The organism is Enterobacter sp. 22466 (assembly GCF_052044775.1).
GTDB lineage: Bacteria > Pseudomonadota > Gammaproteobacteria > Enterobacterales > Enterobacteriaceae > Enterobacter > Enterobacter dissolvens.
Genome location: NZ_JBQENX010000008.1, coordinates 119231 through 140207, shown reverse-complemented (window position 1 = coordinate 140207; position 20977 = coordinate 119231). Strand labels below are relative to the sequence as shown.

Here is a 20977-nt window from a genome sequence, read left to right as displayed (position 1 = left end):
TGTGGGAGAGGGTTAGGGTGAGGGCATCAGGCCGCACAGTTCACCCCAAACGCTTCTCCCATCCATTTTTCTGCGCCGTAAACCCTAACGCCTGCATAAACGCCGCCATCACGCTACGGTCCTCCACGCCTACGTCGGCCATCCACCAGGAGGTAATGCTCGGGTTTTCACGGATCACGTCTTCAATCAGGTACTGTCCTACGCCGCGACGACGGGTGACGTCACGCACGCGCAGAGAGTCCAGCGCCCCTTCCGCGCCGCTCAGCGTCACGCGCACAGCCGCCAGCAGGCGCTCGTTGAAGCGCGCGGCGTAAATACGGTGGGTCTCGTCAACGTTGAGCGACGAAGGGGAATATTCCGGCCAGATCTTGCCCAGGTCGATATGATCCTGGTCGCTAAAGGTCACCAGACGAACGATAGTCAGTTTCATTAGCTGCTTGTCCAAATCAAATTGAGTAGAGGCAGTGTACTCAATTTATTCGCTCAGCGGCTTCCTCTTTTTATTCCCGTTTGCTAGGGGATTAGTTTTTTGCCAGCGCGAAGTGCAGTTTGAAAACACATGGATCGAAAAATAAGCAGAATTTTAACCTGAATGGCAGTGATTTATTCGGCGCTTTGTACCGTTATTTTATGCTGCAAACTGCACTTTTATTTGTTTATCTCTGCCTGATTTCAGAATATTATCTTTGCTTAATCGCCTGAAAAATAGAGATTTTAGTCTGGTTTTTGATAAAAACCTGCGCTAAACCATTAAGGGCACTGGTAAAAATAGCGTTGTGCATTAAAAGTACAGAATGCTTTTTAACCATAATAAAACAAAATATATACACGACATCACGAATGGGGATTCAGAGATGAAAAGGAACGCGAAGACGTTAATCGCGGGCATGGTTGCATTGTCTCTCTCGCATGCAGCTATGGCGGAAGAGATTAAAGTTGCGGTGGTCGGTGCCATGTCCGGGCCTGTTGCCCAGTGGGGGGACATGGAGTTCAACGGCGCACGTCAGGCAATTAAAGACATCAATGCCAAAGGCGGCATCAAAGGCGACAAGCTGGTGGGCGTGGAGTACGACGACGCCTGCGATCCAAAACAGGCCGTCGCGGTGGCGAACAAAATCGTGAACGATGGCATCCAGTATGTGATCGGCCATCTGTGCTCATCATCCACTCAGCCAGCGTCTGATATCTACGAAGACGAAGGTATTCTGATGATTACCCCCGGTGCCACCAACCCGGAGCTGACCCAGCGCGGCTACCAGCACATTATGCGTACAGCCGGTCTGGACTCCTCCCAGGGGCCAACCGCGGCGAAATACATCCTCGAGACGGTTAAACCGCAGCGCATTGCCATTATTCATGACAAACAGCAGTACGGCGAAGGCCTGGCGCGTTCTGTTCAGGACGGGCTGAAAAAAGGTGGCGCAAATATTGTCTTCTTCGACGGGATTACCGCGGGTGAGAAAGATTTCTCCGCGCTGATCGCTCGTCTGCAAAAAGAGAATATCGACTTTGTTTACTACGGTGGTTATTACCCGGAAATGGGCCAGATGCTGCGCCAGGCGCGCTCGGTCGGTCTGAAAACCCAGTTCATGGGGCCAGAAGGCGTGGGTAACGCCTCCCTGTCTAACATCGCCGGTGATGCCGCTGAAGGCATGCTGGTGACGATGCCAAAACGCTATGACCAGGATCCGGCGAACAAAGCTATCGTAGAGGCGCTCAAGGCGCAGAAGAAAGATCCAAGTGGTCCGTATGTCTGGATCACCTACGCGGCCGTGCAGTCTCTGGCCACCGCGCTGGATCGTACCGGCAGCAAAGAGCCGCTGGATCTGGTGAAAGATTTAAAAGCACACGGGGCGAACACCGTGATTGGGCCGCTGAACTGGGATGAGAAAGGCGATCTGAAGGGATTTGAATTTGGTGTCTTTAAGTGGCACGCCGACGGTTCGTCTTCGGCCGCCAAATAATTATCCCACCGCCCGCACCGCCGGGCGGGTATAAAAAGGTTTGCATATGTCCGAGCAGTTTCTCTATTTCCTGCAGCAGATGTTTAACGGCGTCACGCTGGGAAGCACCTACGCGCTGATTGCCATCGGCTATACGATGGTGTACGGCATTATCGGCATGATCAACTTCGCCCACGGCGAGGTGTACATGATCGGTAGCTACGTCTCCTTTATGATCATCGCCGCGCTGATGATGATGGGTATCGACAGCAGCTGGCTGCTGGTCGCCGCCGGTTTTGTCGGCGCGATTGTGATTGCCAGCGCCTACGGCTGGAGCATCGAGCGGGTGGCCTACCGGCCGGTACGCAGCTCCAAGCGCCTGATTGCCCTCATCTCCGCGATTGGGATGTCTATCTTCCTGCAAAACTACGTCAGCCTGACCGAAGGCTCGCGCGACGTGGCGTTGCCAAGCCTGTTTAACGGCCAGTGGATCGTCGGCGCCAGCGAAAACTTCTCTGCCTCCATCACCACCATGCAGCTGGTTATCTGGGTGGTGACCTTTATTGCGATGCTCGCCCTGACGCTCTTCATCCGCTACTCCCGCATGGGACGTGCCTGCCGCGCCTGCGCGGAAGATCTGAAGATGGCGAGCCTGCTCGGGATTAACACTGACCGCGTGATTGCCCTGACCTTTGTGATCGGCGCGGCGATGGCGGCGGTGGCAGGTGTTCTGCTCGGCCAGTTCTACGGCGTGATTAACCCGTACATCGGCTTTATGGCCGGGATGAAAGCCTTTACCGCGGCGGTACTAGGCGGTATTGGCAGTATTCCTGGCGCGATGATTGGCGGCCTGATTCTGGGCGTGGCAGAAGCGCTCTCCTCAGCGTATCTGAGTACCGAGTATAAAGATGTGGTCTCGTTTGCCCTGCTGATTCTGGTTCTGCTGGTGATGCCTACCGGTATTCTGGGTCGTCCGGAGGTAGAGAAAGTATGAAACCGATGCATTTTGCAATGGCGCTGCTCTCTGCCGCCATGTTCTTCGTGCTGGCGGGCGTCTTTATGGGCATTCAGTTAGAGCTGAACGGCACAAAGCTTGTGGTCGACACCGCCGCAGACATTCGCTGGCAGTGGGTCTTTATCGGCACCGCCGTGGTGTTCCTGTTCCAGCTGCTGCGTCCGCTGTTCCAGAAAACGCTGAAAGGCGTCTCGGGACCGAAGTTTGTCCTGCCGGCTATCGACGGCTCCACCGTGAAGCAGAAGCTGTTCCTCGTGGCGCTGCTGGTGGCTGCGGTGGCGTGGCCGTTCGTGGTCTCGCGCGGCACGGTAGATATCGCCACCCTGACCATGATCTACGTTATTCTGGGTCTGGGCCTGAACGTGGTAGTGGGGCTCTCTGGCCTGCTGGTACTGGGCTACGGCGGTTTCTACGCCATTGGCGCGTATACCTTTGCGCTACTCAATCACTATTACGGCCTCGGCTTCTGGACGTGCCTGCCGCTGGCGGGGCTGGTCTCTGCCGCTGCAGGTTTCCTGCTTGGCTTCCCGGTGCTGCGCCTGCGCGGTGACTACCTGGCGATTGTGACCTTAGGCTTCGGCGAAATCGTCCGTATCCTGCTGCTCAACAATACCGAGGTGACCGGCGGCCCGAACGGCATCAGCCAGATCCCGAAACCGACCTTCTTTGGTCTGGAGTTCAGCCGTACCGCCCGTGAAGGCGGCTGGGATACCTTCAGCAACTTCTTTGGCGTGAAGTATGATCCGTCCGACCGCGTTATCTGGCTCTACATGGTGGCGCTGCTGCTGGTGGTCATCACGCTGTTCGTGATTAACCGCCTGCTGCGTATGCCGCTGGGCCGCGCCTGGGAAGCGCTGCGTGAAGATGAAATCGCCTGCCGCTCCCTGGGCCTCAACCCGACCCGCATCAAGCTGACCGCGTTTACCATCAGCGCCGCGTTTGCTGGTTTTGCCGGCACGCTGTTTGCCGCGCGTCAGGGCTTTGTCAGCCCGGAATCGTTCACCTTTGCCGAATCCGCCTTTGTGCTGGCGATTGTGGTGCTCGGCGGGATGGGCTCGCAGTTCGCCGTGATCCTCGCCGCCATTCTGCTGGTGGTCTCGCGCGAGCTGATGCGTGACTTTAACGAATACAGCATGCTGATGCTGGGTGGTTTGATGGTGCTGATGATGATCTGGCGTCCGCAGGGTCTGCTGCCGATGACCCGTCCACAGCTGAAGCTGAAGAACGGGCAAGCGAAAGGAGAGCAGGCATGAGTCAGCCATTATTATCCGTTAACGGTCTGATGATGCGTTTTGGCGGCCTGCTGGCAGTCAACAATGTGAATCTGGATCTGCACAAGAAAGAGATCGTCTCCCTGATTGGCCCGAACGGCGCGGGAAAAACCACGGTCTTTAACTGCCTGACCGGTTTCTACAAGCCGACGGGCGGCACCATCATGCTGCGCGACCAGCACCTGGAAGGGCTGCCGGGCCAGCAGATTGCCCGCATGGGCGTGGTGCGTACCTTCCAGCACGTGCGTCTGTTCCGCGAGATGACGGTGATTGAGAACCTGCTGGTGGCGCAACACCAGCAGCTGAAAACCGGTCTGTTCTCCGGCCTGCTGAAAACGCCGGCCTTTCGCCGGGCGCAGAGCGAAGCGCTGGATCGTGCGGCGACCTGGCTCGACCGTATCGGTCTGCTGCCGCACGCCAACCGTCAGGCAAGTAACCTTGCGTACGGTGACCAGCGTCGCCTTGAGATCGTGCGCTGCATGGTAACGCAGCCGGAAATCCTGATGCTTGATGAACCCGCAGCGGGTCTGAACCCGAAAGAGACCAAAGAGCTGGACGAGCTGATTGCTGAACTTCGCGATCATCACGACACCACTATCCTGCTGATTGAGCACGATATGAAGCTGGTGATGGGCATTTCAGACCGTATCTACGTGGTGAACCAGGGGACGCCGCTGGCAAACGGCACGCCGGAAGAGATCCGCAACAATCCGGACGTGATCCGCGCATACCTGGGTGAGGCATAAGATGGAAAAAGCGATGTTAACGTTTGACAAGGTCAACGCCCACTACGGCAAGATCCAGGCGCTGCACGACGTCAGCCTGCATATCAATCAGGGCGAAATCGTCACCCTGATTGGGGCTAACGGCGCGGGCAAAACCACGCTGCTCGGTACCCTGTGCGGCGACCCGCGCGCCACCAGCGGGCGGATTGTGTTTGATGGTAAAGACATCACCGACTGGCAGACCGCCAGGATCATGCGTGAAGCGGTGGCGATAGTCCCTGAAGGGCGTCGCGTATTTTCCCGCATGACGGTGGAAGAGAACCTGGCGATGGGCGGCTTCTTTGCTCACCGCGATGAATACCAGACCCGCATCAAGTGGGTGTACGAACTCTTCCCACGCCTGTGGGAGCGCCGCATCCAGCGTGCGGGCACCATGTCCGGTGGTGAGCAGCAGATGCTGGCGATCGGCCGCGCGCTGATGAGCCAGCCGCGCCTGCTGCTGCTGGATGAACCGTCGCTGGGTCTTGCGCCAATTATCATTCAGCAGATCTTCGACACCATCGAGCAGTTGCGTAAAGAGGGGATGACCATCTTCCTCGTCGAGCAGAACGCCAACCAGGCGCTGAAGCTCGCCGACCGCGGTTACGTGCTGGAGAACGGCCACGTAGTGCTTGAGGATACCGGCGATGCGCTGCTGGCCAATGAAGCGGTGCGGAGTGCGTATTTAGGCGGATAGGTAAAAGCAAAATGGCAACGCACGTTGCCATTTTTAGTGTTTTCTCCCTCTCCCTGTGGGAGAGGGCCGGGGTGAGGGCATCAGACCGCACCCCACCACACCCAACCACACCCCAAACCCCTTCACACAACCATCATCCCGCTGACCTTTTGTTGTCACTTATCTGTAAACAAACAGTTATTTTTCTGTCATTCGAGCATGTCATGTTACCTCGCGAGCATAAAACGCGTGATATCGCGCATCCGGCACAATAAGAGAGATGACAATGACATCGTTACGACACACAGCTTTGGGTCTGGCACTGGGTCTGGCTTTTGCGACGAACGCAATGGCTGTGACGACCATTCCGTTCTGGCATTCCATGGAAGGGGAGTTGGGTAAAGAGGTTGACTCCCTGGCGCAGCGTTTCAACGACACCCATCCGGATTACAAAATTGTGCCGGTGTACAAAGGTAACTACGAGCAAAGCCTGAGCGCGGGCATTGCCGCCTTCCGTACCGGTAACGCCCCTGCGTTGTTACAGGTTTATGAAGTGGGTACCGCGACCATGATGGCCTCCAAAGCCATCAAACCGGTCTATGAAGTGTTCAAAGAAGCGGGGATCAACTTCGACGAATCCCAGTTTGTACCGACCGTAGCGGGTTATTACACCGATTCTAAAACCGGTCACCTGCTGTCTCAGCCGTTTAACAGCTCGACGCCGGTGCTGTACTACAACAAAGACGCCTTTAAGAAAGCCGGTTTAGACCCGGAGCAACCGCCAAAAACCTGGCAGGATCTGGCGGAGTACACCGCGAAGCTGAAAGCGGCGGGAATGAAGTGCGGCTACGCCAGCGGCTGGCAGGGCTGGATCCAGATTGAAAACTTCAGCGCCTGGCACGGCCTGCCGGTGGCCACCAAAAACAACGGTTTCGACGGCACCGACGCGGTACTGGAGTTCAACAAGCCAGAGCAGGTGAAGCACATCGCGCTGCTGGAAGAGTTGAACAAGAAGGGTGATTTCAGCTACTTCGGACGTAAAGACGAATCCACCGAGAAGTTCTACAACGGTGACTGCGCCATTACCACCGCCTCGTCCGGCTCGCTGGCGGATATCCGTCACTATGCCAAATTCAACTACGGCGTGGGCATGATGCCGTACGACGCAGACGTGAAAGGCGCGCCGCAGAACGCCATCATCGGCGGAGCGAGCCTGTGGGTGATGCAGGGTAAAGACGCCGGCACCTACAAAGGGGTGGCCGAGTTCCTCGACTTCCTGGCGAAACCTGAAAACGCGGCCGAATGGCACCAGAAAACCGGCTACCTGCCGATCACCAAAGCTGCCTATGACCTGACCCGCGAGCAGGGCTTCTACAGCAAGAATCCGGGCGCGGATATCGCGACGCGTCAGATGCTGAACAAGCCGCCGTTGCCGTTCACCAAAGGCCTGCGTCTGGGCAACATGCCGCAGATCCGTACCATCGTCGATGAAGAGCTGGAAAGCGTGTGGACCGGGAAGAAAACACCACAGCAGGCGCTGGATTCAGCGGTAGAGCGCGGGAATCAGCTGCTGCGCCGCTTTGAGCAGTCGACCAAATCGTAATTAAAACCTTACCCCTCACCCCGGCCCTCTCCCCAAAGGGGAGAGGGTGTAATTATCCCCTCGCCCCTTTGGGGAGAGGGTTAGGGTGAGGGGAAACCAACCTGAGCAAACCTATGTCATCATCCCGTCCGGTGTTTCGTTCCCGCTGGCTGCCGTACCTGCTGGTCGCGCCTCAGCTGGTCATCACCGTTATCTTCTTTATCTGGCCTGCGGGCGAAGCGCTGTGGTACTCGGTACAAAGCGTTGATCCCTTCGGGCTCTCCAGCCAGTTTGTCGGGCTGGACAACTTTACCGCGCTGTTCCACGACAGCTACTACCTGGACTCCTTCTGGACGACGATGAAGTTCAGCGCACTGGTCACCGTGAGCGGCCTTGTCGCCTCGCTGTTCTTCGCCGCGCTGGTGGATTACGTGGTGCGCGGCAGCCGTCTGTATCAGACCCTGATGCTGCTGCCCTATGCCGTGGCGCCAGCGGTCGCCGCCGTGCTGTGGATCTTCCTGTTTAACCCCGGTCGCGGGTTGATTACCCATTTCCTGGCCGAACTGGGCTACGACTGGAACCACGCCCAGAACAGCGGCCAGGCGATGTTCCTGGTGGTGTTCGCCTCGGTGTGGAAGCAGATCAGCTACAACTTCCTGTTCTTCTTTGCCGCGCTGCAGTCCATTCCTCGTTCGCTGGTGGAAGCCGCCGCGATTGATGGCGCAGGCCCGATCCGCCGCTTCTTCAGGCTGTCGCTGCCGCTGATTGCTCCGGTGAGTTTCTTCCTGCTGGTGGTGAACCTGGTGTATGCCTTTTTCGACACCTTCCCGGTCATCGACGCGGCCACCGCCGGTGGCCCGGTGCAGGCCACGACGACGCTGATTTATAAAATCTACCGCGAAGGGTTTGCCGGTCTGGATCTCTCGGCTTCCGCCGCGCAGTCCGTTGTGCTGATGTTCCTCGTCATCATCCTCACGGTGGTGCAGTTCCGCTATGTCGAAAGTAAGGTGCGCTACCAATGATTGAGAACCGTCGCGGGCTGACGATTTTCAGCCATACCATGCTGATTCTGGGGATTATCGTCATCCTCTTTCCGCTGTACGTGGCGTTTGTCGCCGCCACGCTGGACACCAAAGCGGTGTTTGATACGCCGATGACGCTGATCCCAGGCACGCATCTGTTCGAGAACATGAAAACCATCTGGACCCAGGGCGTGGGGGCCAACAGCGCGCCGTTCTGGCTGATGATGCTCAACAGCTTCATCATGGCGTTCGGCATTACGGTGGGCAAAATCACGGTGTCGATGCTCTCGGCATTTGCCATCGTCTGGTTCCGCTTTCCGCTGCGCAACCTCTTCTTCTGGATGATTTTCATCACCCTGATGCTGCCGGTGGAGGTGCGTATCTTCCCGACGGTGGAAGTGATCGCCAACCTGAAGATGCTCGACAGCTACGCGGGCTTAACCCTGCCGCTGATGGCGTCTGCGACCGCCACCTTCCTGTTCCGCCAGTTCTTTATGACGCTGCCGGACGAGCTGATTGAAGCCGCGCGCATTGACGGCGCCTCACCGATGCGCTTTTTCCGCGACATCGTGCTGCCGCTGTCGAAAACCAACCTCGCGGCGCTGTTTGTGATCACCTTTATCTACGGCTGGAACCAGTACCTGTGGCCGCTGCTGATTATTCAGGACGTCAACCTCGGCACCGCCGTCGCGGGCATCAAGGGCATGATCGCCACCGGCGAAGGCACCACCCTCTGGAACCAGGTGATGGCGGCGATGCTGCTCACCCTTATCCCCCCGGTCGTTATCGTTTTAGCCATGCAGCGTGCGTTTGTGCGTGGTTTAGTAGACAGTGAGAAATAAGATGGCAGGTTTAAAACTACAGGCAGTGACCAAAAGCTGGGATGGCAAAACCCAGGTGATTCAGCCGCTCACCCTCGACGTGGCGGACGGGGAGTTCATCGTCATGGTCGGCCCGTCCGGCTGCGGCAAATCGACGCTGCTGCGCATGGTGGCCGGGCTGGAGCGCGTGACGTCCGGGGATATCTGGATTGACCGCCAGCGCGTGACCGAGATGGAGCCCAAAGATCGCGGCATTGCGATGGTGTTCCAGAACTACGCCCTCTATCCGCACATGAGCGTGGAAGAGAACATGGCCTGGGGGCTGAAAATCCGCGGCATGGGCAAGGGGCATATCGAGGAGCGGGTGAAAGAGGCGGCACGCATTCTGGAGCTGGATGGCCTGCTTAAGCGTCGTCCGCGTGAGCTCTCCGGCGGCCAGCGCCAGCGCGTGGCGATGGGGCGTGCCATTGTGCGCGATCCGGCGGTGTTCCTGTTCGATGAACCGCTCTCTAACCTCGACGCCAAGCTGCGCGTGCAGATGCGTCTGGAGCTGCAGCAACTGCATCGCCGTCTGAAAACCACCTCCCTGTACGTGACCCACGATCAGGTCGAAGCCATGACCCTCGCCCAACGGGTGATGGTGATGAACAAAGGCATCGCCGAGCAGATTGGCACGCCGGTGGAAGTCTATGAGAAACCGGCCACCCGCTTTGTGGCGAGCTTTATCGGCAGCCCGGCAATGAACCTGCTGGAAGGGCGGATCAGCAGTGCGGGCACCCACTTTGAGCTGGAAAGCGGGATGGCATTACCCATCAACTGGTACTATCGTGGCTACGCCGGGCGTAAGATGACGCTCGGTATCCGCCCGGAGCATATCGGTTTAACCTCTCAGGCGGACGGTGGCGTGCCGCTGGTGATGGACACGCTGGAGATGTTAGGTGCAGATAACCTGGCGCACGGACGCTGGGGCGAGCAAAAAATGGTGGTGCGTCTGCCGCATCAGGAACGCCCGAAAGCAGGCAGTACGCTGTGGCTGCACCTGCCGGAAAATCACCTGCACTTATTTGACGGTGAAACAGGACAACGAGTATGAGCAACTGGCCTTATCCCCACATCGTCGCCCACCGTGGCGGCGGTAAACTGGCGCCGGAAAATACCCTGGCGGCAATTGATGTTGGCGCACGCTACGGCCACACGATGATTGAGTTCGACGCCAAGCTGTCGAAAGACGGCGAAATTTTCCTGCTGCATGATGACAACCTCGAACGCACCAGCAACGGCTGGGGCGTGGCGGGGGAACTGCCGTGGCGCGATCTGCTGAAGGTGGATGCCGGAAGCTGGTTCAGCGGCGAGTACAAAGGCGAACCGCTGCCGCTGCTGGCGGAAGTGGCCGACCGTTGTCGTCAACACGGGATGATGGCCAACATCGAAATCAAACCGACGACCGGTACCGGGCCGCTCACGGGCAACGTGATTGCGCTGGCCGCGCGCGAGCTATGGGAAGGCATGACGCCACCGCTGCTGTCGTCATTTGACATTGATGCCCTTGAAGCGGCACAGGCTGCGGTGCCGGAGCTGCCGCGCGGGCTGCTGCTGGACGAGTGGCGCGAGGACTGGCGTGAGCTGACCACCCGCTTAGCGTGTGTCTCTATTCATCTCAATCATAAGCTGCTGGATGAGGCGCGGGTGAAGATGCTGAAAGCGGCGGGGCTGCATATTCTGGTGTATACCGTCAACAAACCCCAGCGTGCGGCTGAGCTGCTGCGCTGGGGGGTGGACAGCATCTGTACCGATGCGATTGACCTGATCGGCCCGGACTTTAGTTCTGCGGATTAAGCATACTGCCATTCGACTGCGACGGCAGCATATGCTGCTGTCCGCTGCCTGAAGAACTCATCCCCCCTAACATCCCGCCGTTTTTATTCGGCAGCGGCTGCTCGCGCATTTGCCCCTGCTGCACGCGCTGGGTGTTAGTGTTCATCTGATTTTGCAGGCTCTGCTGCTGCATTCGGGTCTGCGTGTTCAACTGCTGATTCAGCATCCCTTTTTGCTGTTGCTGCTGGCTCATCATCTCTGTCTGCATACGCTGCTGGCTCGGAATGACATAGCCCGGCTGGTTAGGGTTATTCATCGTATTGAGTGGCTGTGCAAGTGCGGCAAACGGGAGCAACGCCGTCAGAATAAGTAAGCGTTTCATTGTCATCTCCTTCTGTGAGGTTTCTCTTAAGTTTACCCTGAATTCACCATGACGATGATTTTTTAGGAGTTGTGAACCAGGCTTAAGCGGGGAATATGGCTCCCTTCACCTGGAGAACAATAATGATGAAACCAACCCTTTTGCGCTGGGTCGCCATCGCTGCGCTGATGGCAGGCGGTACATTTAGCGTGGCGGCTAACCCGCCAGCGGCACCTCCGGTCTCTTATGGCGTGGAGGAAGATGTGTTTCATCCCGTGCGGGCAACCCACGGGATGGTGGCCTCGGTGGATGCGCTGGCAACGAAAGTGGGCGTCGATATTCTCAAACAGGGCGGTAATGCGGTGGATGCCGCGGTGGCGGTCGGCTATGCGCTGGCGGTAACACACCCGCAGGCGGGGAATCTGGGCGGTGGCGGTTTTATGATGCTGCGCACCAAAGACGGAAAGACGACGGCTATCGACTTCCGCGAAATGGCGCCTGCTCAGGCCTCCCGCGATATGTTCCTTGACGATCAGGGCAACCCGGACAGTAAAAAATCGCTGACCTCGCACCTTGCGTCCGGCACGCCGGGCACCGTTGCGGGCTTCTCGCTGGCGCTGGAAAAATACGGCACGATGCCGCTGAACAAAGTGGTCCAGCCTGCCATTAAGCTGGCGCGCGACGGCTTTGTGGTGAATGACGCCCTGGCCGATGACCTTAAAACCTACGGCAGTGAAGTCATTCCGAACCATGAAAACAGCAAGGCGATCTTCTGGAAAGACGGAGAGCCGCTGAAGAAGGGCGATAAGCTGGTGCAGAAGAACCTTGCCAAAAGCCTGGAGCTGATTGCGGAGCATGGCCCGGACGCCTTCTACAAAGGGGCGATTGCCGACCAGATTGCCGAAGAGATGCAAAAAAACGGCGGGCTGATCACCAAAGCGGATCTGGCGGAGTATAAGGCGGTGGAGCGCGAGCCGATTAGCGGCACCTACCGTGGCTATGAGGTCTTCTCCATGCCGCCGCCGTCCTCCGGCGGGATCCACATTGTGCAGATCCTCAACATTCTGGAAAACTTCGATATGCACAAGTTCGGCTTCGGCAGTGCCGATGCCATGCAGGTGATGGCCGAGGCGGAAAAACGCGCCTATGCCGACCGCTCGGAATACCTGGGTGACCCGGACTTTGTGAAGGTGCCGTGGCAGGCGCTGACCAACAAAGCGTATGCCAAATCCATTGCCGATCAGATCGACATCAATAAGGCTAAGCCGTCGAGCGAGATCCGCCCTGGCAAGCTGGCACCGTATGAAAGTAACCAGACCACCCACTTCTCGGTGGTGGATAAAGACGGTAACGCGGTGGCGGTGACCTATACGCTCAATACCACCTTTGGAACCGGGATTGTGGCGGGCAACAGCGGCATTCTGCTGAACAACGAGATGGATGACTTCTCTGCCAAACCGGGTGTGCCGAACGTCTACGGGCTGGTCGGTGGCGATGCCAACGCGGTGGGGCCGAAGAAACGTCCGCTGTCGTCGATGTCACCGACCATTGTGGTGAAAGATGGTAAAACCTGGCTGGTGACCGGTAGCCCGGGCGGCAGCCGGATTATCACCACCGTGCTGCAGATGGTGGTAAACAGTATCGACTTTGGGATGAACGTCGCCGAAGCGACCAACGCCCCGCGTTTCCACCACCAGTGGCTGCCGGATGAGCTGCGCGTCGAGAAGGGCTTTAGCCCGGATACGATCAAATTGCTGGAGCAGCGCGGACAGAAGGTGGCGGTGAAAGAGGCGATGGGCAGCACCCAGAGCATTATGGTGGGGCCGGACGGGGCGCTGTTTGGCGCATCAGACCCGCGGTCGGTGGATGATTTAACGGCGGGGTATTAATCTGTTGTGTAATTCCCTCTCCCGGTGGGAGAGGGTTAGGGTGAGGGCAACAAACTACTTCATTCGCGCCATATAATACGCATCCACATACTCGCCGTTGCGCAGGGCATAACGCTTGCCTGTGCCTTCAATCTCAAATCCGTGTTTTTTGTACACCGCAATCGCCGGCTCGTTATCGACAAACACCGTCAGCTCAATGCGGTCAACGCGCAGCCAGTTATCGCACATATCAATCATGGTGCGCATCAGTGCGCTGGCAACGCCCCGGTTTTGCCACTGCGCGCCTACACAAATCCCAAAATCAGCCACATGGCTGCGGCGTGGGCGTTGCGCGACAGCGATGCACAGATGCCCGGTGACATTACCGTCTATACAGGCGACCAGCTGCTTAATGCCGGGCTGGTCGGTGAGTCGTTCTTGCCACATTTGCTCAGACGGATGAGGAACCTGTAGTGTGTTGTGGTACACCTCCGGTTGGGCGTGGATCTGACGAATGGCGTCATAATCTTTCGGTTCCGCATGGCGTATCACTATCTCACTCATTCCTTGTTCCTCAGTCAGTTAAACATCCCTTCCAACATCAGTGACTTTGAAATTTGAGTCAACCGCTATTTTTTGCAAAAAGTATTGGACAAGTGCGAATGAGAATGATTATTATTGCTCTGCATTCAGGAAGACCACTACGGGAACCTGAAAGCACGACATTGCTCACATTGCTTCCAGTATTACTTTAGCCAGCTTTTAGCTGGCTTTTTTTTTGTTATGGTAAGACCCAGTAACCTTCCAAAAGGGCTGAGCCATGACACTACATTGCGCATTTATTGGATTTGGTAAAAGTACGACCCGCTATCACCTTCCGTATGTTCTCAACCGTAAAGACAGCTGGCATGTGGCGCATATCTACCGTCGCCGCGCGAAGCCAGAAGAGCAGTCCCCGCAGTATTCCCACATCCATTTCACCAGCGATCTGGATGAGGTGCTTAACGACCCGCAGGTTAAACTGGTCATCGTCTGTACCCATGCCGACAGCCATTTTGACTATGCGAAACGCGCGCTCGACGCGGGTAAAAACGTGCTGGTCGAAAAACCTTTCACCCCGACCATTGCCGAAGCGAAAACCTTGTTCGCGCTGGCGAAGAGCAAAGGGCTGACCGTCACGCCGTATCAGAACCGCCGCTTTGACAGCTGTTTCCTGACGGCGAAAAAGGCGATAGAAAGCGGCAAGCTCGGCGACATTGTGGAAATGGAAAGCCACTTCGACTACTACCGCCCGGTGGCGGAAACCAAACCCGGCCTGCCGCAGGATGGCTCTTTTTATGGCCTGGGCGTGCACACCATGGATCAGATCATTTCCCTGTTTGGCCGCCCGGACCACGTGGCGTATGACATCCGTAGCCTGCGTAACAAAGCCAACCCGGACGATACTTTTGAAGCGCAGCTGTTCTACGGCGACCTGAAAGCCATCGTCAAAACCAGCCATCTGGTGAAAATCGACTACCCGAAATTTATCGTTCACGGCACGAAAGGTTCGTTTATCAAGTACGGTATCGATCAGCAGGAGACCAGCCTGAAGGCCAATATCATGCCGGGTGAGCCGGGCTTTGCGGCGGATGATTCGGTTGGCGTACTGGAGTATGTGAACGCAGAAGGCGTGACGGTCAGAGAAGAGCTTACGCCAGAAACCGGTGACTATGGCCGCGTCTACGACGCGCTGTATGCAACCCTTACCCGCGGTACGGCAAATTACGTCAAAGAATCTGACGTTCTGACTAATCTCGAAATCCTTGAACGGGCCTTCGAACAGGCTTCTCCTGCCACGGTAACCCTTGCGAAATAAGCAAAAAAAGGCTCCTCTGTACTTGTTCATAATTTTTGAACAGAGGAGTCAATTTTCACCCTCTATGATCCCAGGCGGTTTGCGTCCACACTTACTCCATCGAAACGAACTGAGGGTGAAAACAATGATCTACTTACGCAAAGCAAACGAACGTGGTCACGCGAATCATGGCTGGCTGGACTCATGGCATTCATTCTCGTTTGCCGACTACTACGACCCGAACTTCATGGGCTTCTCCGCACTGCGCGTGATTAACGATGACGTGATTGATGCAGGCCAGGGCTTCGGTACCCACCCGCATAAAGACATGGAAATCCTGACCAATGTGCTGGAAGGGGCGGTTGAGCACCAGGACAGCATGGGCAATAAAGAGCAGGTTCCGGCGGGCGAGTTCCAGATCATGAGCGCGGGTACCGGTGTACGTCACTCCGAGTACAACCCGAGCAAAACGGAAAAACTGCACCTGTATCAAATCTGGATCATTCCAGAAGAGACCGGCATCACGCCGCGCTACGAACAGCGCCGCTTTGACGCCAAACAGGGCAAACAGCTGGTGCTCTCCCCGGATGCGCGTGAAGGTTCGCTGAAAGTGCATCAGGATATGGAGCTGTACCGCTGGGCACTGGCGAAAGACGAACAGTCTGTGCACCAGATTGCCGCAAACCGCCGCGTCTGGATCCAGGTGGTGAAAGGTGACGTGTCCATCAACGGCACCAAAGCGACAACGGCGGATGGTCTGGCCATCTGGGATGAGCAAGCGCTCTCCGTGCATGCCGACAGCGAAAGTGAAATTCTGCTGTTTGATCTGCCACCGGTGTAATAAATCATAAATAAATGCCCATCCTTCCCTTTGACAGGGGAAGGATGGGCTTTGTCCGTGATAAACTGAGCAAATCTCTCTCTTCAAGATTTCTCAGGACGATGAAAAAGAAACGCCCCGTACTTCAGGATGTCGCCGATCGTGTTGGTGTGACCAAAATGACGGTCAGCCGTTTTTTACGTAACCCGGAACAGGTTTCCGTAGCGTTGCGTGGCAAGATTGCCGCTGCTCTCGATGAACTGGGTTATATCCCCAACCGCGCACCTGATATTCTCTCCAATGCCACCAGTCGTGCGGTGGGCGTCCTCCTGCCTTCTTTGACCAACCAGGTCTTTGCCGAAGTGCTGCGCGGTATTGAAAGCGTCACGGATGCGTTTGGTTACCAGACCATGCTGGCGCACTACGGCTACAAACCGGAACTGGAAGAAGAACGTCTTGAATCGATGCTTTCCTGGAACATCGATGGCCTGATTTTAACTGAACGTACTCATACCCCCCGTACGCTGAAGATGATTGAAGTGGCTGGTATTCCGGTGGTGGAACTGATGGACAGCCAGTCGCCGTGCCTTGATATTGCCGTGGGGTTTGACAACTTCGAAGCGGCACGGCAGATGACGGCGGCGATCATCGCGCGCGGTCATCGTCATATCGCCTACCTGGGTGCGCGTCTTGATGAACGTACTATCATCAAACAGAAGGGATACGAGCAGGCGATGCTTGACGCAAATCTGACCCCGTACAGCGTGATGGTGGAGCAGTCCTCGTCCTATACGTCGGGTATTGAGCTGATGCGCCAGGCACGGCGCGAGTATCCACAACTGGACGGTATTTTCTGTACCAACGATGACCTTGCGGTCGGTGCAGCGTTCGAATGCCAGCGTCTGGGGCTGAAGATCCCCGATGATATGGCGATTGCCGGTTTCCACGGCCATGACATCGGTCAGGTGATGGAGCCGCGTCTGGCGAGCGTCCTGACACCGCGTGAACGCATGGGCCGCATTGGCGCAGAACGCTTGCTGGCGCGCATTCGTGGTGAAGCAGTGACCCCGAAAATGTTAGATTTAGGTTTCACCTTGTCACCGGGTGGATCTATTTAATCCGACAAATTTGAAGTAGCTCACACTTATTCACTTCGCGCACGTTTGGATATTGCTTCTCTTTTGCCCCGGCAGGACAATGTTACCGATAACTGTTACCCGTAACAATTGACTGAGGGACACCCTTTGAGCACGACTAATCATGATCACCACGTTTACGTCCTGATGGGCGTTTCCGGTAGCGGTAAATCTGCCGTGGCAAGCGAAGTGGCGCATCAACTTAATGCGGCGTTTCTTGATGGCGACTTCCTCCATCCGCGCAGCAACATCATGAAGATGGCTTCCGGCGAGCCGCTGAACGACGATGATCGTAAACCGTGGTTACAGGCGCTGAACGATGCCGCGTTTGCCATGCAGCGCACCAATAAAGTTTCCCTGATCGTCTGCTCTGCGCTGAAAAAAACCTACCGCGACCTGCTGCGCGACGGCAACCCGAACCTCTCTTTCATCTACCTGAAAGGCGATTTCGAGGTCATTGAAAGCCGTCTCAAGGCGCGTAAAGGCCACTTCTTCAAAACCCAGATGCTGGTCACACAGTTCGAAGCGCTGCAGGAGCCGGGTGAAGATGAAAAAGACGTCTTAGTGGTTGATATCGATCAGTCACTGGAGGGTGTTGTTGCCAGCACCATCGAGGTCATTAACAAAAGGCAGTAAGTTTTGAGTACATTAACGCTAGTGTTGACAGCAGTGGGTTCGGTATTGCTGCTGCTGTTTTTAGTGATGAAAGCGCGTATGCATGCTTTTGTTGCTTTGATGGTGGTTTCTATTGGTGCAGGTCTCTTTTCCGGTATGCCGCTCGACAAGATCGCTGCGACGATGGAAAAAGGGATGGGGGGCACACTGGGCTTCCTGGCTATTGTGGTCGCGCTGGGCGCGATGTTTGGCAAGATCCTGCATGAGACGGGCGCGGTCGACCAGATTGCCGTCAAGATGCTGAAATCATTTGGTCATAGTCGTGCACACTATGCGATTGGCCTGGCCGGTCTGATCTGCGCGCTGCCGTTGTTCTTTGAAGTGGCCGTGGTGCTGCTGATTAGCGTGGCGTTCTCCATGGCGCGCCATACCGGTACTAACCTTGTGAAGCTGGTTATTCCGCTGTTTGCGGGCGTGGCCGCGGCGGCGGCGTTTCTCCTGCCGGGACCGGCACCGATGCTGCTGGCTTCCCAGATGCACGCTGACTTTGGCTGGATGATCCTGATTGGCCTGTGCGCGGCAATCCCGGGAATGATTATCGCCGGTCCGCTGTGGGGCAACTTCATCAGCCGCTACGTTGAACTGCATATTCCTGATGATATTACCGAGCCGCACCTGGGCGAAGGTAAAATGCCGTCCTTCGGCTTCAGCCTGTCTCTGATCCTGCTGCCGCTGGTGCTGGTGGGTCTGAAAACCATTGCCGCGCGCTTTGTACCGGTGGGCTCTACCGCGTACGAATGGTTCGAATTTATCGGTCACCCGTTCACCGCGATCCTGGTGGCGTGCCTGGTGGCGATTTATGGCCTGGCGATGCGTCAGGGGATGCCGAAAGACCGCGTGATGGAAATCTGCGGCGCTGCGTTGCAGCCAGCGGGTATTATCCTGCTGGTGATCGGTGCGGGTGGTGTGTTCAAACAGGTGCTGGTGGATTCCGGTGTTGGTCCGGCACTGGGTGAAGCGCTGACCGGAATGGGTCTGCCCATCGCGGTGACCTGCTTCGTGCTGGCGGCGGCGGTGCGTATCATTCAGGGCTCCGCGACTGTTGCCTGTTTAACGGCGGTTGGCCTGGTGATGCCGGTGATTGAACAGCTTAACTACTCCGGTGCGCAGATGGCGGCGCTGTCTATCTGTATCGCGGGTGGCTCGATTGTGGTGTCGCACGTGAACGACGCCGGTTTCTGGCTGTTCGGTAAATTTACCGGTGCCACCGAAGCGCAAACCCTGAAAACCTGGACGCTGATGGAAACTATCCTCGGCACCACGGGCGCGATTGTCGGGATGATTGCGTTTACGCTGCTGAGCTAACCCCGATTTTCTCCCTCTCCCACGGGGAGAGGGAGCAAACACTAAAAACGGCAATCAAGGATTGCCGTTTTGCTTTTACCTAGCCCTTCATCCACGCCCGGATCCCGTCCAGGAACATCTGCGTCGCCATCATCACCAGAATCAGCCCCATCAACCGTTCCAGCGCATTGACCCCTTTCTCGCCCAGCAGGCGCAGGAACAGCGACGACTGCAGCAGGATGATGAACGTTCCGCCCCAGGCAATCAGCAGGGCAATCACCAGATGGCTCATCTGGTTGGGATACTGATGCGACAGGAGCATCAATGTGGCCAGAATGGTCGGCCCGGCGACCAGCGGGATCGCCAGCGGTACGATAAACGGCTCTTCACCCGCCGGCAGGCCGCTGCTGCCCCCTTCGGCACTCGGGAAAATCATCTTAATGGCAATCAGGAACAGAATAATCCCGCCGGAAATCGAAACGGTTTCGGCGCGCAGATTCAGGAAGGCGAGAATTTTTTCCCCGGCAAACAGGAAGATAAACATCACCAGCAGGGCGATAAGCAGCTCGCGGATCATGATCGCCCGTCGGCGCTTGGGTTCGGTGTGCTTCAGCACCGACATGAAGATCGGCAGGTTTCCCAGAGGATCCATTATCAGGATCAATAAAACCGCCGCAGAAATGATTTCACTCATGTAAATTAGCCCTGAATTTCTCTATGGTTATTAGGATGATTAGCTCTTTTTCTGATTGCCGGGCAATCATCGATTAATTTCGCTTGCGACTTTGGCAGCATTTTGTAATGTGAAGCATATCCCAGTTCAATACTGGCTTGCACAATCAGCACACACCCTCTGCAGGAAACAAATGCTATGAAAAACGTTGGTTTTATCGGCTGGCGCGGTATGGTCGGCTCTGTACTCATGCAACGCATGGTTGAAGAGCGCGATTTCGACGCTATCCGCCCGGTCTTCTTCTCCACTTCCCAGCTCGGCCAGGCTGCACCGTCCTTTGGTGGTACCACAGGGACGTTGCAGGATGCTTACGATCTGGAAGCGCTGAAGGCACTCGACATTATTGTGACCTGCCAGGGCGGCGATTATACCAACGAAATCTATCCAAAGCTGCGTGAAAGCGGCTGGCAGGGCTACTGGATTGACGCAGCCTCTTCGCTGCGCATGAAAGACGATGCCATCATCATCCTCGACCCGGTGAACCAGGACGTGATCACCAAAGGCCTCAACAACGGCGTGAAAACCTTTGTCGGTGGTAACTGTACCGTCAGCCTGATGCTGATGTCCCTCGGCGGCCTGTTCGCGCAGGACCTGGTGGAGTGGGTCTCCGTGGCGACCTACCAGGCCGCGTCCGGCGGCGGTGCGCGTCATATGCGTGAACTGCTGACCCAAATGGGCCAGCTGCACCACAGCGTTGCGGCCGAGCTGGCAAACCCGGCGTCCGCAATCCTCGATATCGAGCGTAAAGTCACCGAGTTGACCCGCAGCGGCGAACTGCCGGTGGATAACTTTGGCGTACCGCTGGCCGGTGGCCTGATCCCGTGGATCGACAAACAGCTGGATAACGGCCAGACCCGTGAAGAGTGGAAGGGTCAGGCGGAGACCAACAAAATCCTCAATACCGCGAACACCATTCCGGTTGACGGTCTGTGCGTACGTATCGGCGCGCTGCGCTGCCATAGCCAGGCCTTCACCATTAAACTGAAAAAAGATGTGTCTATTCCGACCGTGGAAGAGCTGCTCGCCGCGCACAACCCGTGGGCGAAAGTGGTGCCAAACGATCGCGATATCACCATGCGCGAACTGACGCCAGCGGCCGTCACCGGCACGCTGACCACGCCGGTAGGGCGTCTGCGTAAGCTGAACATGGGGCCAGAGTTCCTCTCCGCGTTCACCGTGGGTGACCAGCTCCTGTGGGGCGCCGCCGAGCCGCTACGCCGCATGCTGCGCCAACTGGCGTAATAATTTGTTAACTACCGGGGGTGATTTTCACCCCCTTTTTTTGCGTACTACATGGAGTAAAACGCGTATGTCTTATTTTTTATCAGGAGTCATGTAGAGCGTTGGCTATGCT

General features: G+C 56.7%; 21 protein-coding genes. 17 read left to right on the top strand and 4 right to left on the bottom strand.

Going from position 1 to position 20977, the window contains the following annotated elements; all coding sequences use genetic code 11:
• Positions 1 to 40: 40 nt before the first annotated feature.
• Positions 41 to 430, bottom strand: coding sequence for an aspartate 1-decarboxylase autocleavage activator PanM (panM, locus tag ACTJJI_RS19650; protein WP_262762683.1), 390 nt, complete (start codon positions 428 to 430; stop codon positions 41 to 43).
• A gap of 424 nt (positions 431 to 854) precedes the next feature.
• Between panM and livK the strand changes: the two genes are divergently transcribed.
• From livK to ugpQ, 10 genes are all read left to right on the top strand, one after another.
• Positions 855 to 1964, top strand: coding sequence for a high-affinity branched-chain amino acid ABC transporter substrate-binding protein LivK (gene livK / locus ACTJJI_RS19645; protein ID WP_014833591.1), 1110 nt, complete (start codon positions 855 to 857; stop codon positions 1962 to 1964).
• 46 nt (positions 1965 to 2010) lie between these two features.
• Positions 2011 to 2937: a high-affinity branched-chain amino acid ABC transporter permease LivH gene (gene livH, locus ACTJJI_RS19640; RefSeq protein ID WP_013099131.1), complete on the top strand. Its 927-nt coding sequence runs from the start codon at positions 2011 to 2013 to the stop codon at positions 2935 to 2937.
• Complete coding sequence (locus tag ACTJJI_RS19635) at positions 2934 to 4211, top strand: high-affinity branched-chain amino acid ABC transporter permease LivM (RefSeq protein WP_440655261.1); 1278 nt, start codon at positions 2934 to 2936, stop codon at positions 4209 to 4211. Before livH ends, ACTJJI_RS19635 begins: the two co-directional genes overlap by 4 nt.
• Entirely contained in the window at positions 4208 to 4975 is a 768-nt protein-coding gene (livG, locus tag ACTJJI_RS19630; protein ID WP_014833589.1) for a high-affinity branched-chain amino acid ABC transporter ATP-binding protein LivG, read from the top strand. Before ACTJJI_RS19635 ends, livG begins: the two co-directional genes overlap by 4 nt.
• A gap of 1 nt (position 4976) precedes the next feature.
• On the top strand, positions 4977 to 5690 hold the full coding sequence (livF, locus tag ACTJJI_RS19625; RefSeq protein ID WP_072094969.1) for a high-affinity branched-chain amino acid ABC transporter ATP-binding protein LivF: 714 nt from the start codon (positions 4977 to 4979) through the stop codon (positions 5688 to 5690).
• A 265-nt stretch (positions 5691 to 5955) separates the two neighbouring features.
• Complete coding sequence (gene ugpB, locus ACTJJI_RS19620) at positions 5956 to 7272, top strand: sn-glycerol-3-phosphate ABC transporter substrate-binding protein UgpB (RefSeq protein ID WP_046889461.1); 1317 nt, start codon at positions 5956 to 5958, stop codon at positions 7270 to 7272.
• 113 nt (positions 7273 to 7385) lie between these two features.
• The gene (ugpA, locus tag ACTJJI_RS19615) at positions 7386 to 8273 is read left to right on the top strand and encodes a sn-glycerol-3-phosphate ABC transporter permease UgpA (RefSeq protein WP_014833586.1); all 888 of its coding nucleotides are present in this window, start codon (positions 7386 to 7388) and stop codon (positions 8271 to 8273) included.
• On the top strand, positions 8270 to 9115 hold the full coding sequence (gene ugpE, locus ACTJJI_RS19610; protein WP_013099125.1) for a sn-glycerol-3-phosphate ABC transporter permease UgpE: 846 nt from the start codon (positions 8270 to 8272) through the stop codon (positions 9113 to 9115). The genes ugpA and ugpE overlap by 4 nt, the downstream gene beginning before the upstream one ends.
• 1 nt (position 9116) lies before the next feature.
• Complete coding sequence (locus ACTJJI_RS19605; RefSeq protein WP_095455458.1) at positions 9117 to 10187, top strand: sn-glycerol-3-phosphate import ATP-binding protein UgpC; 1071 nt, start codon at positions 9117 to 9119, stop codon at positions 10185 to 10187.
• Positions 10184 to 10930, top strand: a complete 747-nt coding sequence (gene ugpQ / locus ACTJJI_RS19600; RefSeq protein ID WP_014833584.1) for a glycerophosphodiester phosphodiesterase — start codon at positions 10184 to 10186, stop codon at positions 10928 to 10930. The genes ACTJJI_RS19605 and ugpQ overlap by 4 nt, the downstream gene beginning before the upstream one ends.
• Here the strand turns inward: ugpQ and ACTJJI_RS19595 are convergent.
• Positions 10914 to 11291, bottom strand: a complete 378-nt coding sequence (locus ACTJJI_RS19595) for a DUF2756 family protein (RefSeq protein ID WP_046889458.1) — start codon at positions 11289 to 11291, stop codon at positions 10914 to 10916. The genes ugpQ and ACTJJI_RS19595 overlap by 17 nt on opposite strands.
• Before the next feature lie 122 nt (positions 11292 to 11413).
• On the opposite strand from ACTJJI_RS19595, the gene ggt reads away from it, so the two are divergent.
• On the top strand, positions 11414 to 13159 hold the full coding sequence (gene ggt / locus ACTJJI_RS19590) for a gamma-glutamyltransferase (protein ID WP_072094967.1): 1746 nt from the start codon (positions 11414 to 11416) through the stop codon (positions 13157 to 13159).
• A 54-nt stretch (positions 13160 to 13213) separates the two neighbouring features.
• Here ggt and yhhY read toward each other — a convergent pair whose 3' ends face one another.
• Positions 13214 to 13702: an N-acetyltransferase gene (gene yhhY, locus ACTJJI_RS19585; protein ID WP_014833581.1), complete on the bottom strand. Its 489-nt coding sequence runs from the start codon at positions 13700 to 13702 to the stop codon at positions 13214 to 13216.
• Positions 13703 to 13958: 256 nt separating this feature from the next.
• Here yhhY and ACTJJI_RS19580 point away from each other — a divergent pair, with 256 nt between their 5' ends.
• From ACTJJI_RS19580 to gntU, 5 genes are all read left to right on the top strand, one after another.
• Entirely contained in the window at positions 13959 to 14996 is a 1038-nt protein-coding gene (locus ACTJJI_RS19580) for an oxidoreductase (protein WP_050860017.1), read from the top strand.
• A gap of 124 nt (positions 14997 to 15120) precedes the next feature.
• Entirely contained in the window at positions 15121 to 15816 is a 696-nt protein-coding gene (locus ACTJJI_RS19575; RefSeq protein WP_440655256.1) for a pirin family protein, read from the top strand.
• A 101-nt stretch (positions 15817 to 15917) separates the two neighbouring features.
• The gene (gene gntR, locus ACTJJI_RS19570) at positions 15918 to 16913 is read left to right on the top strand and encodes a gluconate operon transcriptional repressor GntR (RefSeq protein WP_014833579.1); all 996 of its coding nucleotides are present in this window, start codon (positions 15918 to 15920) and stop codon (positions 16911 to 16913) included.
• 126 nt (positions 16914 to 17039) lie between these two features.
• Positions 17040 to 17567, top strand: coding sequence for a gluconokinase (gene gntK, locus ACTJJI_RS19565; protein ID WP_014833578.1), 528 nt, complete (start codon positions 17040 to 17042; stop codon positions 17565 to 17567).
• Positions 17568 to 17570: 3 nt separating this feature from the next.
• Positions 17571 to 18911, top strand: coding sequence for a gluconate transporter (gntU, locus tag ACTJJI_RS19560; protein WP_014833577.1), 1341 nt, complete (start codon positions 17571 to 17573; stop codon positions 18909 to 18911).
• Between the two features lie 79 nt (positions 18912 to 18990).
• On the opposite strand, the gene yhgN is transcribed toward gntU, so the two are convergent.
• Positions 18991 to 19584 carry an NAAT family transporter YhgN gene (yhgN, locus tag ACTJJI_RS19555; protein WP_014833576.1) on the bottom strand — a complete coding sequence of 198 codons (594 nt, stop codon included), beginning with the start codon at positions 19582 to 19584 and terminating at the stop codon, positions 18991 to 18993.
• A 177-nt stretch (positions 19585 to 19761) separates the two neighbouring features.
• Between yhgN and asd the strand changes: the two genes are divergently transcribed.
• Positions 19762 to 20865 (top strand): aspartate-semialdehyde dehydrogenase, encoded by a 1104-nt coding sequence (gene asd / locus ACTJJI_RS19550; RefSeq protein WP_014833575.1) that lies wholly within the window; start codon positions 19762 to 19764, stop codon positions 20863 to 20865.
• Positions 20866 to 20977: the final 112 nt, after the last annotated feature.